Here is a 16,790-nt window from a genome sequence, read left to right as displayed (position 1 = left end):
AGGTTTTTTATAAAAAGGATTTTTATGGAAAACGCCTCGCCACAAGGAAAAAGATGGAAGCAAGCGCAGCTGGTGTTGCTCCTTCCTATTATTTCTTCAGCCTATGCGATCGAACCTTCCCCTTCTGCACCGCAGGAAGTTGCCAAAAATGTTGAGTTCGATCCTACATTTCTTAACGTCAGCGACGGCAGCGCTATCGATCTCGGCCGCTTCGCTAACGGTGCGGCGGCGTTGCCCGGCATCTATCGAACGGCGGTTTACGTTAATAATGACCTGCTGGGAAATTACGATATTGAATTCAGCGCCGATAAGAACAAAAACGTTCTGCCCTGCTTAAAAGAAGAGCTGATAAAAAGAATCGCCTTCGATGCAGGCCGGATACCCGCAAATTTTTTTGAGCAGGATGAGCGCGGCCGGGGCTGTTACGATCTGAAGAAAAAAATTCCCGAGATCGCCGTCAATTACGACAGTAACGAACAGCGGCTTGATATTATCGTTCCGCAAATTTATATGGCGCGAAACGCGCGAGGAGCGATAAGCAAGGACCGCTGGGACAGCGGCATTCCGGCAGCGCTACTGGCTTATAATGCCAGCGCCTACACCAGCGAAAGCGGGGGAACCCGCTATCAATCCGTCTATGCCAGCATCCGGGCGGGATTAAATATCGCCAGCTGGTATCTGCGCCATAACGGCAGCTGGAACTGGGTTGAGCACGGCCAGAAAAAATATAGCGCCCTTAATACCTATGTGCAGCGGGATATTCCCGCCCTGGAAAGCCGTCTGCTGGCTGGCCAGGCGAATACCTCAGGCTTGCTGTTTGAAACGCTGCCTTTTTCCGGCGTACAGCTGGCAAGTGATGAAAGAATGCTGCCGAACTCGCTGCGCGGCTATGCGCCAGAGATCCACGGCGTGGCGCGCACTAACGCCAGGGTGACCGTACGTCAGGGCAGCCAGGTTATTTACGAAACCACCGTGCCGCCGGGCGAGTTTTTAATTAACGACCTCTATCCCACCGGCTACGGTGGTAATTTAGCGGTCACCGTACGCGAGTCTGACGGCAGCGAACAATATTTTGAAGTGCCCTACTCCTCTGTCGCCCAGCTGCTCAGGCCCGGCAACAGCCGCTACTCCGTTACCGCCGGCAGGCTGCGCAGCAGCTCGCTGTCGGAAAAGCCCGCCCTTTATCAGGCTACGCTGCAATATGGCCTGACCAATATGCTTACCGCCTATGGCGGTTTCCAGGCGAGCCAGAACTACTATTCGCTGCAATCGGGCCTGGCGCTTGGTACCGAAATCGGCGCTTTTGCGCTGGATGCCACTCAGGCCCGCACCCATCTGGGCGGGACTGCCGAAGATACGCCGACATCCATGAGCGGGCAGAGCTTTCAGCTCAGCTACAGCAAAACCGTCAGCGCTACCAGCAGCAAAGTGTCGCTGGCGGCCTACCGTTTTTCCACCAGCGGCTATATGGGATTTATGACGGCGATGCAGACGCGGGAAGCGGTTGCCGACGGGCTGTCAACCAGCGCAATCTGGCGCGCCAAAAACCGTTTTATCGCTACGGTCAGTCAAGGGCTGCCGGAACGCTGGGGAACCCTTTACGCCAGCAGCTCGCTACAGGATTACTGGAACCGCGACGGCAACAGCAAGCAGTACCAGCTGGGCTACAACAATCGCTATAAAAATCTCTCATGGGGTCTTAGCGTTAACCGCACCTGGACGCTGTACGGCGAGGCCGAGAACAACTATCTGCTGAACTTCAGCCTGCCGCTGGGCAACAGCAGCAGCTACACGCCCCAGCTGCGTGTTGATTTAGCGCATAACAGCAACGGGCGAACCTCAGAACAGGCAGCCATATCCGGCACGGGCGGTAAGCTTGGCCAGTTTTCTTACGGCGTCAGCGCCGCCAACGCCAATCAGGGCACGGGCAGCAGCGGCACGGTTAACGGTTCATGGCGCAGCGCCGTTTCTTCTTTGAGCGCTTCGTACGGCAAAGGCAGCAACTATTACAGCGCGTCTGCCGGGATGAGCGGTACCGTTATTGGCCATTCCGGCGGCGTGACGCTAACGCCTTATACCTCCGATACCTTCGCGCTGGTCGAGGCCAAAGGCGCCCAGGGCGCCAGCGTTTCGTCCTATCCTGGCGTTCACGTTGACTGGAACGGCTACGCTGCCGTGCCTTATCTGGATCCCTATCAGCTGAACGAAGTCACGCTGGATCCTGGCGGGGCCGCCAGCGATGTGGAGCTGGATACCACCTCGCTGAAAGTAGCGCCGTTATCAGGCGCCGTAGTGAAGCTGAAATACGGCACGCGCAGCGGCACAGCGATGCTGATTGCGGCCACCTTCCAGGGTGAGCCTGTGGCCTTCGGTGCCGAGGTGCTGGACAGCAAAGGCAACCATGTTGGTACCGTCGGCCAGGGCGGCGAAGTCTATGCACGCGTCCAGGCGCAGCGGGACAAGCTGCGTGTTAAATGGGGAGACGCGCCGGATATGCAATGCAGCCTGAGCTATATCCTGATGCCGCAGGCGGAAACCGACCGCCAGCGTGAAATACCGCGTTTTGAAAGCGTTTGCGAGGCCATTGAAAAAACCGCGCAGCCAGAGGGAACCATGGCAGAGGCGCCGCCGTCATCCCGTCAAAGTCACAGTTAATACGGATTGAAGACATGAAGAGTCGTTTAATACAAAAATATTGCCGGTCCGCCCCGTTATTCGCTCTGCTGGCTATCGCCATGGTCTGGAGCCAGCAGGCTTTTGCCCTGAGTTGTCGCCTGCTGGAAGGCTATGGCGTTATGAATTTTACGCTGCCCTTACAAAGCAGCAATCTGACCATCGGGCCAGGGGTCAGTAACGGCACCGTCATTTATCGCCAGTATTTTAAGCCCTCCCGGCCTACGAATATTTATTGCGATAATACACAGAGCTATCAACCCACTATTAACTGGTATTACAGCAACACGACGCCTAACAAAGAGTCTGACTGGTCAGACAGCTCGTTTCGCGCCGGCAAAGTGTATGAAACCGGCGTAGCGGGTATAGGCATAGCTATTTATACCTATAATCTGACCTACTACACCGTTCCTTTCAGCTATCAGCCATGGCGGCGAGAAACTCAACACGACAGTAACGTTTGGAACGCGGAGGGCGGCTTTGAATTTGACGTGGTGCTGATTAAAACCGGCGCGATCACACCCGGCACGCTTATCGGATCGCAGCTGCCTACGGTGAAATATGATTTTGAGGCGCCGGGTATTTCGGCGATAAATTTAGGGAGCCTGAACTTTTCCGGGGCGATAAATATCGTTTCGCAGACCTGTCAAACGCCGGACGTCACCGTCGAGATGGGAAAATATGACATCGCTGAATATTTTACGGGAACAGGAAAAACCACCGAATGGAAAGATGCCACCATTAACTTAGTTAACTGCCCTCGCTTTTACGGGACGCTGAACGACGGCAGAAATACCTGGACTTCCGACAACGGCGCCAGCGGCATGGGTGCTATCACCAACAACATTTTAAATCTGACGCTGTCACCTAATACCGCCATTATCGATAGCGCTAACGGTATTTTTGGCATAAAAACGGGCAGCAGCAGCGCCACGGGCGTCGGCATTCAGATGGCTTATGGCAATAAATCTGATGCTTCTCCCTTGCTGGTAGATTTTTCCAGCAGCAAGGATTACAGCATGCAAAACAGTGCGGCGACCACGCAGTCTATGCCGCTTGTCGCTCGTTATATTCAGACCGAATCGACCGTAAGTGCAGGAAGAGCAGATGCGACCGTTACATTTACCATTAACTACTACTGAAAAAAGCGAGGTTTTTTTTCAGCCGTAACAGGGACAGGATAAAGAGGGATTTATGTGCATATATGTTATTTCCGACGATATGTACTTTGTGGCCGGGCTAAAATACTTTCTGGCGGCAAATGGCATAGCGATGCAAGGATTTAGCTATGAAGGCTGGCTAACTCAATTCCGCCCCGGTAAGTTAACAAAAGAAGATACCGTAATCATTGATATCAACTTTACTAATTGCCATACCAAACTGGGCATGGCGAAAAATATTGATTATTTCGGTATCAATATTGTTTTTATTGTCGACCTTCCTTTACAGGATGAGCATAAAGGCTTTCATCCTTACTGGCTTATCTCCAAGAAAAGCACCTTTAAAAAATACATTCCTTTATTAAAAGCTATCCCGAACTATGAAGCTTCACACTACAATCAGCTCTCCCGAAAGGAAACGCTGATCCTGAAAGAGCTGGCTTCCGGCCACTCGGCTATCTTTATTTCCCGAAAACTTAATATTTCGGTTAAAACGATTAGCTCGCATAAGCAGAATGCGGTACGCAAACTGGGGATGATGAAAATCAACGATATGGCACTGGTCTGCTATAAAGAAATTCTTAATCTTTATTCCGGCTTCAACAAGAGCTATCTGGGGTTGCGGGATCCGCCATCGTGGCGCGCAGCATCGTCGCTTTCCCGGCTACAGTAGAAAGCGGCAGAAGGTCGCCAGACCTTCTGCCAGGGTTTTACTCGCTAACGCGATAGCGCTCCAGCCAGTGTGCATAAGGCGCTGGCAGCACCCATGAAGGCTGCTCTTTTTTCAGCGCCCGCGCGGCCTGATAGGACCAGTTAGGGTTGGCCAGGTGTGCTTTACCAACCATGACCAGATCCAGCTGACCTTTCTCAACGGCTTCGTTAGCAATTAACGGCGCATCAATACCCCACGCGGAAGCCACCGGAATATCCGCTTCACGGCGCACGCGCTCGGCAACTGGCGCCAGGAAAGCGGGGCCCCACGGAATATTAGCGTCCGGCGTGGAGAAGCCGATGCTGACGCTGAGCAGATCCAGGCCGCCTTCGCGGAATTTTTTCGTCAGCGTAATCGCCTCTGTCAGCGTCTCTTCGTCACGACCGTCGTATTCAATCACGCCGAAACGCGCCGTCAGCGGCAGGTTATCCGGCCACTGTGTACGTACGGCAGCCAGCGTTTCCAGCAGGAAGCGGCTGCGCCCTTCGAAATCGCCGCCATATTGATCCTGACGCTGGTTAGCGTGCACGGAGAAGAAGCTCTGTGCCAGATAGCCATGTGCGAAATGCAGCTCCAGCCACTCGAAGCCGGCATCACGCGCGCGCTGTGCCGCCACGGCAAAATCATCGCGAACGCGGGCAATCTCTTCCAGCGTCATTTCGTGCGGCACCTGCGGCAGGTTAGCACCGAAAGCGGTAGCGGACGGCGACAGCGTTTCCCAGCCGCGCGGGTCGGTTTTCGCGATATGATCGTCGCCTTCCCACGGACGGTTAGCGCTGGCTTTGCGGCCCGCATGGGCAATCTGAATACCCGGCACCGCGCCTGCCGCCTTGATATCACGGGCGATGATCGCCAGTTTCTCAGCCTGCTCGTCGTTCCAGATACCGAGGCAGCCGGGCGTGATACGCCCTTCCGGCGCAACCGCCGTCGCCTCGACAATCACCAGACCTGCGCCGCCACGGGCCAGGCTGGCATAATGAACGCGGTGCCACTCGTTGCTCAGCCCATCTTCAGCGCTGTACTGACACATTGGCGGTACGGCGATACGGTTGCGTAACGTCACGTCTTTTAAGGTAAAAGGGGAAAATAACCCTGACATAAAAACCTCTTAATGGATGGCGGTAAAACAGGTTGCCTGATGACAACGTCATGTCGGTCGATTATTACGCCAATGCTGGCAACTTCACTAAGCGGTTAATGCTGATGCTGTACGCAGGGTGGGTATCAGCGTCAGCCGTGGTCACAGGCCGATCTTTTCCGCTTAACGCAGGCGGCTTTCCGCAGGCCAGGCAAAATCAGCAATAAATTTGGGTAACGGACTCAGACTGCTCCAAAGAGGCCTGTTCGTAAAAAATATAAAACGCCCACGTCGAATTAGCCGCGTATGGCTGATAGCCAAAAATAATAAACAGAGCGGAAAAATAATTTGAATTTTATAGTCACGGCGCGTTATCAGCAGAAACAGCATTCTCGTTTAATGGTCATAAATTTTCGCCAGAAGGCGGAAAAAATAAATATTATTTATGAGCAGCGGCAGCGGTAATAATCATCACTCTTTTAAAAAAGGCAGCCATTCTGTTACAACTTCAACAAATGTCACACTTTACCTGGCCAGGACGCATCTTTCAGGTCGTGATTTGTTGCGTAATCTCTATCATGTAGCGGGTAAATAAAAGGCTACCTGATTGGCAGTGAATGAAATTCAGAGATTTTGCAGAAGAAGAAAAGCTGTTTGTTCGCAGGGCACTGGTGGCCTTTGGCGTTGTGCTGGCGGGTTTTGTCACGCTTGGCATCAATCTCTGGCATCTGCAGATTGAGCAAAATCAGTACTATCAAACGCGCTCCAATCAAAACGATATCAAGATGATCCCCATCGCGCCCACGCGTGGGATTATTTTCGACCGTAACGGTACGCCGCTGGTAAAAAATGTTACCTGGTATGACATCGAAGTTGTGCCTTATAAAGTGCATGATATGAAGGCGTTACTGGCTGAACTGACGCCAATAGTCGATCTTTCCGCCGACGATATCGAGACGTTTACCCATAATCTGCACAACGCCAGCCGCTATAAGCCGGTGGTGTTGAAAACCGAGCTGTCGGCGGAAGAAGTGGCCCGTTTCTCTGTTAATCAATTCAAGTATACCGGCGTCGATATCAACAGTTATGAAGATCGCCAGTACCCCTACGGCCCGGATCTGGCACACGTGGTGGGGTACGTCTCTAAAATAAACGACAGCGATTATAAAAGGCTGGATAAAGAAGGGATTAGCGAGAACTACGCCGCCGACCATAATATTGGCAAACAGGGGATTGAAGGTTATTACGAATCGGTACTGCATGGCAAAACCGGCTATCAGGAAGTGGAAGTGGATAACCACGGCCGGGTGATCCGCGTGCTGAAAGAGGTGCCGCCCGTTGCCGGTAAAAATATTTATTTGACGCTGGATCTTCCTTTACAGCAGTACGTGGAGACGCAGCTGCCAGGCCAGCGGGCCGCCGTCCTGATTGAAAATCCCAAAACCGGCGAGGTGCTGGCGATGGTGTCCAGTCCCAGCTACGATCCCAACCCTTTTGTGAAGGGCATCAGCTATAAAGCCTACAAGTCGCTGTTGGCTAATAAAGATCTGCCGCTTATCAACCGCGTAACCCAGGGGCTTTATCCGCCAGCCTCCACCGTTAAGCCTTATATGGCGATGTCGGCACTGCTGAATCACGTCATTACGCCGCAAACCAGCTTCTACGGCGCGCCGACCTGGACGCTGCCGGGCACCGAGCGCAAATACCGCGACTGGAAAAAAACCGGACACGGGATGCTGGACGTAACCCGCGCGATAGAAGAGTCGGCGGACACCTTCTTTTATCAGGTGGCCTTTATGATGGGTATCGATCGCATTCATACCATGCTCAGCCAGTTCGGCTACGGTAAATCCACCGGCATCGATCTCAACGAGGAGTACAACGGCCTGCTGCCAGGCCGCGAATGGAAGCAAAAGGTGCATAAAAAGAGCTGGTATCAGGGCGATACCGTTTCCGTCGGCATCGGCCAGGGCTACTGGATTGCCACGCCAATCCAGATGGTGAAAGCGATGGCCACGCTTATTAATAACGGGCGCGTTATCCAGCCTCACCTGATGTATGAGGAAAAACAGGGTAAAAACGTCAGCCTTTGGCAGCCGACGCTGCCCGCTCAGCAGGTCGGCGATCCTGACTCGCCGTACTGGGGGATCGTACGCCGCGCCATGTTCGGCATGGCCAACGCGCCAAACGGCACCGGCTATAAATATTTCCATACCGCGCCTTACGGCATTGCGGCGAAAAGCGGCACCTCGCAGGTGTTCGGCCTGAAGCAGAATCAGATCTACAACGCCAAAACGATCCCGATCCGCCTGCGCGACCATATTTTCTATACCGCCTTTGCGCCTTTCGATAAGCCCAAAGTGGCGATAGCGCTGATCCTGGAAAACGGCGGCATCAACGGCGTCACGGCCGCGCCGCTGGTAAGAAATATTCTCGACCACATCTTCCTGCCGCCGGATGTTAAACCGATGGCCCCTACCGCCGATCCACAGAGCAACCTGACCGCGCAATAGCCCGGCCGCTAGCGCCGCAGCATAAGCTGCGGCGTGGGGCCGTGATGATAAACCTGTAGCTCGGCCCGATACCAGCGCGTCAGCGTCGGTTCGGTCATCACTTCCGCTGGCGTGCCGCTGGCGACTCGCCTGCCCTCGTGCAGCAGCAGCATGCTGTCGGACCACAGCGCCGCCAGGTTCAGATCGTGCAGCACGCAGCAAACCGCCAGCTGCCCTTTGCGGCTGAGTCGATGCAGCAAACGCAGCGCATGCTGCTGATGGTAGAGATCCAGCGCCGAGGTCGGCTCGTCTAAAAATAACCAGCCGCGCGGGCCATCGTCGTGCCAGAGCTGCGCCAGCGCCCTCGCCAGCTGCACACGCTGCTGTTCGCCGCCGGAAAGCCGTCGATAGTCGCGCGTGGCCAGCTCGTCGCAGCCGGTCAGCTGCATCACTTCGTCCAGCATCGACGCACTGGCTCGGCCAGGCCAGGGCGCACGTCCCATCGCCACCACCTCGCGCACGCTGAGCGGAAACTCGACGTGGCTTTGCTGCCTCATCACCGCCCTGACGCGCGCCAGCCGATCGCGCGGCCAGCTATCCAGCGCCTGGCCGTTCAGCAGGCACTGACCTGAATCCGGCGAGAGATAGCCCGTCAGCAGCCGCAGCAGCGTGGATTTCCCCGCCCCGTTCGGGCCAATCAGAGCGACCATTTCGCCCGGCGTCAGCGTCAGCGAAACCCGATCGATCAGCAGCCGCGCCCCTGAGCGGCAGGAAAGATCGAGCGCCTGTAAAGCATCAGTCATATTCGCCCTCCCGCCGACGCAAAATCAGCCATAAGAACCACGGCGCGCCCAGCAGGCTGGTCAGCAGGCCAACCGGCATTTCGGCAGGCGCCACCAGCGTGCGCGCCAGCGTATCGGCTATCAGCAGCAGTATGGCGCCGAGCAGCGCCGAAGCGGGCAGCAGCCAGCGATGATCGCCGCCGGTGCCCAGCCGGATCAGGTGCGGCACCACCAGGCCGATAAAACCGATCACGCCGCTGACCGCCACCGCTGCGGCCACCATCAGCGCGCTGAGCACCAGTACGATGCGCTGCGTGCGTTGCACATCGACGCCCAGATAGTGCGCCTCTTCATCACCCAGCTGCAGCAGATTGAGCCGCTTTGCCTGCCACTGCGTCGCCAGCAGCGCCGGCAGGATCAACGCGGCGCTGGCCAGCACCGTTGACCACTGCGCCTGTCCCAGCGATCCCATACCCCACAGCGAAAGCTGACGCAGCTGCTGATCGTTGCCGATCCAGGAGAGCAAGCCGACCGCAGCAGAGCAGAGCGCGTTGATAGCGATGCCCGCCAGCAGCAGGCGAGAGAGCGTGGTGCGGCCGTGACGGCTGAGCAAAAAAATCATCAGGGTCACGGCCAGGCTGCCGACAAAGGCGGCCAGCATCGGCCACCATAAAGCCAGCACGGCAGGCAGCGTCAGCGGCATCACTACGGCCAGCGCCAGCGCCAGCGACGCGCCGCTGCTGATCCCCAACAGGCCGGGATCGGCCAGCGGATTGCGAAACAACCCCTGTAGGGTCGCGCCGGAAACCGCCAGGGCGCTGCCGACCAGCACCGCCAGCAGCACGCGCGGCAGGCGGATAGTCCACCAGATCTGCCAGACCAGGCTGTCGGCGGACGCCTGCCAGACCATCGGCAGCGACAGCCGCATCGCGCCCATGCTGGCGGCAAAAAGCGCCGTCGCCACCGTCAGCGCAAGCATGATCCCCAGCCCGCGCGACGTCATTTTCCTCATGGCAGCGTCGCTTCCGCCGCTTTACGCAGTTTGCCGATAGCGCCCGGCGTTTGCAGACCAAAGCCCAGCAGCGCCATATCGTCCACCACCAGCAGGTTGCGCTGCTTGCCCGCAGGCGTCAGCGCCAGTCCCGGCAGCTGCCAGATACGCTCTTCATCGCCCATCGCCTTCAGGCCGTCTTTGCCAATCACCACCAGCTGCGGCGCGCTGGCCACGATACCTTCCTGGGTCAACGGCTGGTAGCGCGGCACCTGCCCCATGGCGTTAATCAGCCCGGCGCTGCGAATGGCGCTGTCCGCCGCCGTCCCCGTTCCCGCCGCCATCGCCTTCATGCCGCTATGATTAAGGATAAACAGCACTTTGACCGGCAGCGGTTTTTTCGCCATTGCGGCCAGCTGGCTGTCCAGCCTGGCGTCCAGCGCTTTGCCCTCCTCTTCTTTATGCAGCGCGCCTGCAACGGTAGCGATTTTTTTATGGATCGCCTGTAGCGTCGGCTCGCCCGTTACCGTGATCACCCTGACCCCGGCCTGCTCAACCTGCTGTAAGGCCAGCGAGGGTTTAGCCAGCTCGCTGGCGATAACCAGCGTGGGCCGCATCGCCAGGATGCCTTCCGCATTCAGCTGACGCATATAGCCCATGTCCGGCAGTTTGGTCGCCAGCGCGGGCCGCAGGCTGGTGGAGTCCCGTGCTACCAAAGTTTGCTGGGCGTCCAGCGCGTAGACAATCTCAGTGACGTCGCCGCCGATCGTTACCACTCGCTCTTCCGCCATCAGCGCAAAAGGCAGCGCCAGCAGCGCTATCAGCCACAGCCTCATACCGTCGCTCCTTGCTTCGTCAGCCCGGCGATCTGCTCACGCCAGCGCGCCTGTTCCGGCTGGCCCTCGGTGCGCTGACCAAACAGCTGGGCGATCTGCGTGCCGTCGGCGGCAAACAGCTCCAGGCTGGTGACAAAGCCGTCAGCCGTGGGCTTACGGGTGATCCAGCTTTCCGCTATGCGATCCGCCATCAGATGCAGCGTAAAGGTGGGATTGAAAATGTTCAGCCAGTTTTCCCTCCACACCGGCTTCTCCACCACGCCGGTAAAGATCTGCACGCAGCCGCGATTGCCGACGAAAATCATGATCTCGTTGCCGTCCTGGCTGGCCTGCCGTAGCAGCTCGCCGGGCGCGCTGTTGTCCACCCGCTGCGCCAGATCGTCGGGAACGGCGTGGAAAGCCTGCTGGCGCGAAACGCCGTGGCGGTTCAGCAGGCCGAAAAACTGGTGCACGTTAGTCATCGCCCGCCATTCCTGTTCAATAGCCGCGCTGTCAGGCTGCGGACTAATGCTGGTGGGCATCACCGGGATCACCTCCAGCTCCGGCGTTTCCGTCAGGCGATAGTCGGCGATCAACGACTGCCAGGCCACCATATCGGTGTTGGGCGTGGCGTAAATTTTCAGTACCGCGTCGCCGTGCGCGTCAAAAATCTGAATGCTGTGACGTTGGCCGCGCGCCGTCTCCTCACGCAACGCATAGGCGCTTTTCCAGCGCTGCGGAAAGATCCGCTGGTCCAGCGCGCGCGGGTTCAGAACCAGCCCGGCGTGGCCGCCCAGATGCAAATTCTCGTAGCGGCCAATTTGTTCATGCACGGCAAAGGCGTTGCGGGTAATCGATTTGGTTTCGCCCACCGCTTCCAGCGCGGCCAGCAGCGCACTGAAATCCGGCCGCAGCGCCGCCGCGTCGAAAGCGGTGCGGGCATGGGTCAGCTCGGCTTCGCTGACATCCAGCAGCGCGGCCAGGTCGCGGGCGTATTTTTTCGGGTGATCGGCTTTAAGCTGCCTGTAACGTTGTAAAAGGTTCATCGCTTGTTCTCCATTAAGCCCCGCGCGCGGGGCAAAGTTGCCTTAACTGTGAAACCGGCATTACCGCTACGCCATTAAGCCTCGAGCGCGGGGCAAAGTTAAGGCGGTCAGAAATCCACATTGACGCCCAGCTGGAAGGTGCGGCCCGGCATCACCGCCAGCGCTTTATCAAAGGCATCCTGTCGCGTGCTTTCCGTCAGGTTGCGGCTGCTCAGGTAGTCCCAATATTTACGATCGGTCAGGTTATAGATACCGCCGCTGACGCGCACGTTTTTCGCCACCTGCCACCAGGCGGTCATATCCACCATGCCGTAACCCGGCACGCGGCTGTATTCCTCGTCCGACCCGGCCAGCGCCGCGCCGCTGTTGCTGTAGCTTTCGCGACTGGTTTCGGTCGCCCGCTTGCCCTTAACAAAGGTCGCCGTTACCGCAGCGCCGTAGACTTTTGCCGGATCGTCCCAGGCTACGCCCACTATCGCTTTGACCGGCGCCACGCTGTCTAAATCGACATAGCTGTCGCCAGCGTAGCTGGATTTTGATTTGCCTTCGCTGTAACCCAGCGCAAAGGTGGCGCTCAGGCCGTTAACCTCGCTAAACCAGCTGCCGACATCAAGCCTGGTGCTAAGCTGGCCGCCCCAGATAAAAGCTTTATCACGGTTTTCTGCCTGATAGATAGTGTAAATATTCGACGGCACCCGGCTGAACTTCGCCGGACTGCCGGCGCGCGTGTAGCGGGTATAGGCAATAAAGTTGTCGTAGGTGTTGTAGAACATGGCGGCATTCAGCGATACGCCTTTCGCCGCCTCGCCTTTCAGCCCCCACTCCAGGTTATTGCTGGTTTCCGTTTTTAACGCGCTGTTGCCGATCAGCGCGTACTGCGCGGATCCCGCATAGCTGGAGCCGAGGTTCCAGGAGCCGTACAGCTGGCTGGCGTTGGGGAACTGCGCGCCGCGCTTGTAGAGCACATACGTCATCAGATCCGGCGTCAGATCGTAGTTCAGGCTCAGCGATGGCAGCACCTGCGTATCGCTATTTTTCTGCCCGTAAAGCTTTTGCAGATCCGCTTCGGTAATAGCCGTGCTGCCGGTGGCCAGGCTGCTCAGGTTTTGCGGCCTGATGCTTTGGTAAGCGATACGCACGCCCGGCACCGCGCTGAAGTCGTGACCGTTCAGATCGAAGTGGATTTTATCCTGAAGGTAACCGCCCGCCAGATAGCCGCGGCTGTCGGCCTGCGGCTGCATGATGACGCTGTACTGGCTGGGCGCAGGCGTCTGGCGGAACGGCCGCTGCGTGTCGGTGACGGTCGCGTTCAGGCCGCCGCTCAGCTCGTGGCGTCCCAAGGTTTTTATCAGCCGGGTTTCCACGCCCCAGATCTCCACATTGTAATCGGAATAAACCCGCTCCATCGCCGTCGCGCTGGCAGGCATCAGGGTATTGTCGTGCGCCTGCGTCTGCTGGTAATAAAGTCGGGAGGTCAGGCTGTCGAGCAAATCGCTGGTCGGCGTCCACTCATCCTTCAGGCTGATGCCCCAGCGGCGGGTATTGCTTTGCTGCTGCGCGGTTCCCCAGATGGTGTTGCCGCTGCTGTCCCACGAGTCGTAATGGGTGTGGTTGGTTTTGTCATAATAATCGACGGTGCCGGTCAGCTTGTGCTCGTCGTTGGGCTGCCAGATGCCGGAAGCCAGCAGCGCGTTTGAATGCCAGTTGGCCGGATAAGCCGCCAGCGTATCGCTGTTATTGCGCGTTTGCTGGCCGTCGCGACGGCTGTAAACGAACACGCCGCGCAGCGTGGCATCGCCTGCCGCAGCGGTTATGCCGTTGTGCCAGCTGCGGTTGGCGGAGTCGTAGTCGGACCGATAGCCGAAATAAGTCGATTTATAGGGCGACAGGTAGTCATCTGCCGATTTCGGCAGGAAGGAGACCGCGCCGCCAATGGCGTTGTTGGCTTTTTCCGTAGAGGTCGCGCCGGATTCGATCTCTACCAGGCCGTAGAGATAAGGATCGATATAATCGCGGCCAATGCCGAAGGTGTTCAGACCTGCGCGGCTGGCGTAGCTGCGCCCGGCCGCTTCCGGCTGCGGAATGCCGTCCACCTCCAGCCCCACGCGGTTGCTTTCCAGGCCGCGAATGTTGTAGCCGGTATAGCCGCCGCGATCGAAACCGCTTTTGCCCGCGCCCGATCCACCGCTGGCACCGGTCGCGCCGATCAACGGTTCATAACGCATTACCGAGCCGAAGTCGTTAGCCCCTTTTTTTTGCATTTCCGCTGCGGTGAGGGTGGTCTGGCTGCCCGCCTCTTTTACCTGTCGGGGCGCGGTGACCACCATCTGTGGTTCGCTGTGCGTGTCGGCAACGGTCAGCTGCTCATTTGCGGCACGCGCGTCCGCCGCCTGCGCACCTGATGATAAACCGGCCGCCGCCAGTGCCGTAAACAGCACGGATCGATGGAAAATTCCCTGAGAACACTGATTCTTGTACATGCTGGTAAGCCTTTTTCTTTATTAGTATCGACTCACATCACTGCCAAAAGCGGTACTGACGCCCGCCGCGCCTGGTTATAGTCGATCCCTGACCTCAATAAATGCGAATGATAATCATATTGATTTATGTTATCAACAATCTCCATAAAGAATTCACAATCCGGGAAAAGGCAAGCAGTCGCGGGCTTGACAGCGCCTCTCACCGACCAGAAGATGGTGCTCCCCTTTTTTGCCGGACTACGCTAATGACAACGCCTGCCATCACTATTCACTACTGCTCCCAATGCAACTGGCTGCTGCGCGCGGGCTGGATGGCGCAGGAGCTGCTGCATACTTTTGGCACCGATTTAGCTTCGGTCACGCTGGTGCCGGGCACGGGCGGCATCTATCAAATTGCCGTTGACGGTCATCTGCTGTGGGATCGCAAAGTGGATGGCGGCTTTCCGGAAGTGAAAGAGCTGAAGCAGCGCGTGCGGAACTACTGTTTTCCCGAGCGGGATTTGGGTCATATAGACAGATAGCCAGCCGAATAAAGCGCCCTGCGCTAACGTTTTGACGGGCCATCCACGCGGCCCGGCTTGTTTATCCCTGCCGCTACACGGTAAACTCAGCGCCTTCCGGCGGCACGCTGCCAGCCGGCAATAATAACTACTCTTGCCTGCCCTGCCCTCATCGTCCCCGTCACGCGTTGTGCACAGGTTTTAGCCTCTCTTATTAAGACTTTTTATGACTATTGAAAACCCAACTTCCCCTGCGGCGCGCGCCGTCGGCCCGCTGCTGTTTGCCCTGGCGCTGGGCGCCTTCGCCATCGGCCTGAGCGAATTTGTGATCATGGGCCTGCTGCCGCAGGTCAGCGCAGCGATGCACGTCAGCCTGGCCGAAGGCAGCCGTTTTATCAGCTACTACGCGCTGGGCGTGGTGATCGGCGCGCCGCTGTTTTCCCTGAGCACCGCGCGCCTTAGCCGCAAGCATCAGCTGATGATTTTTATCACGCTATTTTTAGGCGGCAACGTCAGCAGCATGCTGGCGGACAGCGCCCACGCGCTGGTGATTTCCCGTTTTCTCAGCGGCCTGCCGCACGGCGCTTTTCTTGGCGTGGCGGCGCTGGCGGCCGCTTCGCTGGTGGAAGAAAACCGGCGCGGTCAGGCGGTGGGCAAAGTCATGCTCGGCCTGACGCTGGCCTCATTGCTGGGGAATCCCGCGGCGACGCTGCTGGGCGAACACCTGGACTGGCGCTGGGCCTTTGCCTGCGTGTCGCTGCTGTCGCTGGCCGATGCGCTGCTGATTTTTAAACTTTTCCCACAGCAGCATGAGGAAGCGCAAAGCTCGCCGCTGAAAGAGATCCGCGGGCTGGCGAACAGCCGCATCTGGCTGACGCTGGGCATCGCGGCTATCGGCTTTGGCGGCATGTTTGCCGTGATCAGCTATATCACGCCGATCCTGACGCTGGCCGCGCACCTCTCTACGCTCTGGCTGCCGGTGGTGCTGTTCGCTTTTGGTCTGGGCATGGTGTTGGGCAATCTGGCTGGCGGCAAGCTGGCCGACCGCAAAATCATGCTCTCTATTTTTTGTATTCTGGCCTGGAGCGTGCTGGTGCTGACCCTGTTCCCGCTGATGGTCTCTTCCGTCAGCGGCCTGCTGCTGGGGGCTTTCCTGATCGGCACCAATCTGGCGCTGTGCGCGCCGCTACAGGTGCGTCTGATGCAGGTGGCCGGAAAAGCGCAAACGCTCGCCGCGACGCTGAATCACTCCGCCTTTAATATCGCCAACGCGCTGGGTGCGTTTCTGGGTGCCTGGGTGGTGCAGCAGGGCTATCCGATGACGCAGACCGCCAGCTATGGCGCCGTTCTGCCGCTGATGGGGATGGTGATCTTTGCTTTCGCCCTGCTGAAGGAAGTGGCCGACCGTAAAAAAAGCGCGATTGGCGCCACCGATTTGATTTAAAAGATGGCGTAATCGGGTTCCCTGAATGTTTAAGTGACGTCCGCTTTGTGGGAGCGGACGTCATAAGAAAATCACATACCGTGTGGCTACTGTTTTGAGCGAGAAACGGACACAAATTTTACCTTATCATTAATAATCCCGCTGGCCGCTTATTGATGCTGCCCAACTAAAGATACCCTATATAGCTGGCCGGATCCGCGTATCCAAAAATCCTGTAGCCGGTTGAAGTTTCAATACCGGGAAGATGAATAGCGCGAAGAATAACGCCAACTTCTGCGTGCTGCTCAACTGAATTTGTCAAAATATCAAGATAGTGGATATCCGAATAGCCGCCCACGTTGAAATGGTAAAACCATTCGCCATCCACTGCGGATCCATAGCCATCGAGAGAGGTTGTTTTCCATAAAGGAGGCGATGTCATGTTCACCATTGCCAGACGGATTTCATTCCATTTTGTATCATTCATGCAGCTATAAAGCATTTAAACCTCCAGGCACCAGCTTCCTACAGATTACTATACTACGCGGTTAGCAACGCCCTGGCTCTAAATGGACAGGCGCCAGGCGCTCCCCGTATGCTACGAGCGAAAAGCGCACATTTAGAAGCATTTAATGAAG

13 protein-coding genes are annotated in these 16,790 nt (G+C 57.2%); 6 read left to right on the top strand and 7 right to left on the bottom strand.

The features are described 5' to 3' along the window. Positions 1-24: 24 nt before the first annotated feature. Genes ACA373_RS13340 through ACA373_RS13330 form a run of 3 tightly spaced genes read left to right on the top strand, consistent with a single transcriptional unit; the run spans position 25 to position 4,506 of the window. Positions 25-2,655 (top strand): fimbria/pilus outer membrane usher protein, encoded by a 2,631-nt coding sequence (locus tag ACA373_RS13340; RefSeq protein ID WP_370734638.1) that lies wholly within the window; start codon positions 25-27, stop codon positions 2,653-2,655. Between the two features lie 14 nt (positions 2,656-2,669). Continuing rightward, a complete protein-coding gene (locus tag ACA373_RS13335) occupies positions 2,670-3,815 on the top strand; it encodes a fimbrial protein (protein WP_370734637.1) in 1,146 nt (381 codons plus the stop codon). Between the two features lie 52 nt (positions 3,816-3,867). Beyond that, the gene (locus tag ACA373_RS13330; RefSeq protein WP_253458409.1) at positions 3,868-4,506 is read left to right on the top strand and encodes a helix-turn-helix transcriptional regulator; all 639 of its coding nucleotides are present in this window, start codon (positions 3,868-3,870) and stop codon (positions 4,504-4,506) included. Between the two features lie 37 nt (positions 4,507-4,543). Here ACA373_RS13330 and ACA373_RS13325 read toward each other — a convergent pair whose 3' ends face one another. Next, entirely contained in the window at positions 4,544-5,644 is a 1,101-nt protein-coding gene (locus ACA373_RS13325) for an NADH:flavin oxidoreductase/NADH oxidase (RefSeq protein ID WP_253458406.1), read from the bottom strand. A 596-nt stretch (positions 5,645-6,240) separates the two neighbouring features. On the opposite strand from ACA373_RS13325, the gene mrdA reads away from it, so the two are divergent. Next, the gene (gene mrdA, locus ACA373_RS13320; protein ID WP_253458402.1) at positions 6,241-8,136 is read left to right on the top strand and encodes a penicillin-binding protein 2; all 1,896 of its coding nucleotides are present in this window, start codon (positions 6,241-6,243) and stop codon (positions 8,134-8,136) included. Between the two features lie 8 nt (positions 8,137-8,144). On the opposite strand, the gene ACA373_RS13315 is transcribed toward mrdA, so the two are convergent. From ACA373_RS13315 to ACA373_RS13295, 5 genes are all read right to left on the bottom strand, one after another. After that, positions 8,145-8,918 (bottom strand): heme ABC transporter ATP-binding protein, encoded by a 774-nt coding sequence (locus tag ACA373_RS13315; RefSeq protein ID WP_301250605.1) that lies wholly within the window; start codon positions 8,916-8,918, stop codon positions 8,145-8,147. Continuing rightward, positions 8,911-9,909 (bottom strand): FecCD family ABC transporter permease, encoded by a 999-nt coding sequence (locus ACA373_RS13310; RefSeq protein ID WP_370734636.1) that lies wholly within the window; start codon positions 9,907-9,909, stop codon positions 8,911-8,913. Before ACA373_RS13310 ends, ACA373_RS13315 begins: the two co-directional genes overlap by 8 nt. Further along, positions 9,906-10,724 carry a hemin ABC transporter substrate-binding protein gene (locus tag ACA373_RS13305; RefSeq protein WP_370734635.1) on the bottom strand — a complete coding sequence of 273 codons (819 nt, stop codon included), beginning with the start codon at positions 10,722-10,724 and terminating at the stop codon, positions 9,906-9,908. The genes ACA373_RS13310 and ACA373_RS13305 overlap by 4 nt, the downstream gene beginning before the upstream one ends. Next, entirely contained in the window at positions 10,721-11,749 is a 1,029-nt protein-coding gene (locus tag ACA373_RS13300) for a hemin-degrading factor (protein ID WP_370734634.1), read from the bottom strand. Before ACA373_RS13300 ends, ACA373_RS13305 begins: the two co-directional genes overlap by 4 nt. Before the next feature lie 107 nt (positions 11,750-11,856). Next, a complete protein-coding gene (locus ACA373_RS13295) occupies positions 11,857-14,229 on the bottom strand; it encodes a TonB-dependent receptor domain-containing protein (protein WP_370734633.1) in 2,373 nt (790 codons plus the stop codon). A gap of 245 nt (positions 14,230-14,474) precedes the next feature. Between ACA373_RS13295 and ACA373_RS13290 the strand changes: the two genes are divergently transcribed. Together ACA373_RS13290 and ACA373_RS13285 are read left to right on the top strand one after the other, a co-directional pair. Then, complete coding sequence (locus tag ACA373_RS13290; RefSeq protein ID WP_253458390.1) at positions 14,475-14,750, top strand: SelT/SelW/SelH family protein; 276 nt, start codon at positions 14,475-14,477, stop codon at positions 14,748-14,750. A gap of 205 nt (positions 14,751-14,955) precedes the next feature. Continuing rightward, positions 14,956-16,173, top strand: a complete 1,218-nt coding sequence (locus tag ACA373_RS13285) for an MFS transporter (protein WP_253458388.1) — start codon at positions 14,956-14,958, stop codon at positions 16,171-16,173. Positions 16,174-16,339: 166 nt separating this feature from the next. Here the strand turns inward: ACA373_RS13285 and ACA373_RS13280 are convergent, their stop codons facing one another. After that, positions 16,340-16,654: a DUF6678 family protein gene (locus ACA373_RS13280; RefSeq protein ID WP_301730027.1), complete on the bottom strand. Its 315-nt coding sequence runs from the start codon at positions 16,652-16,654 to the stop codon at positions 16,340-16,342. Positions 16,655-16,790: the final 136 nt, after the last annotated feature.

It is taken from the genome of Erwinia sp. STN24, from assembly GCF_041320675.1.
GTDB classification, from domain to species: Bacteria; Pseudomonadota; Gammaproteobacteria; order Enterobacterales; family Enterobacteriaceae; genus Erwinia; species Erwinia aeris.
The sequence above is the reverse complement of the archived record's forward strand: the minus strand, read 5'-3'. Positions and strand labels throughout refer to the sequence as shown.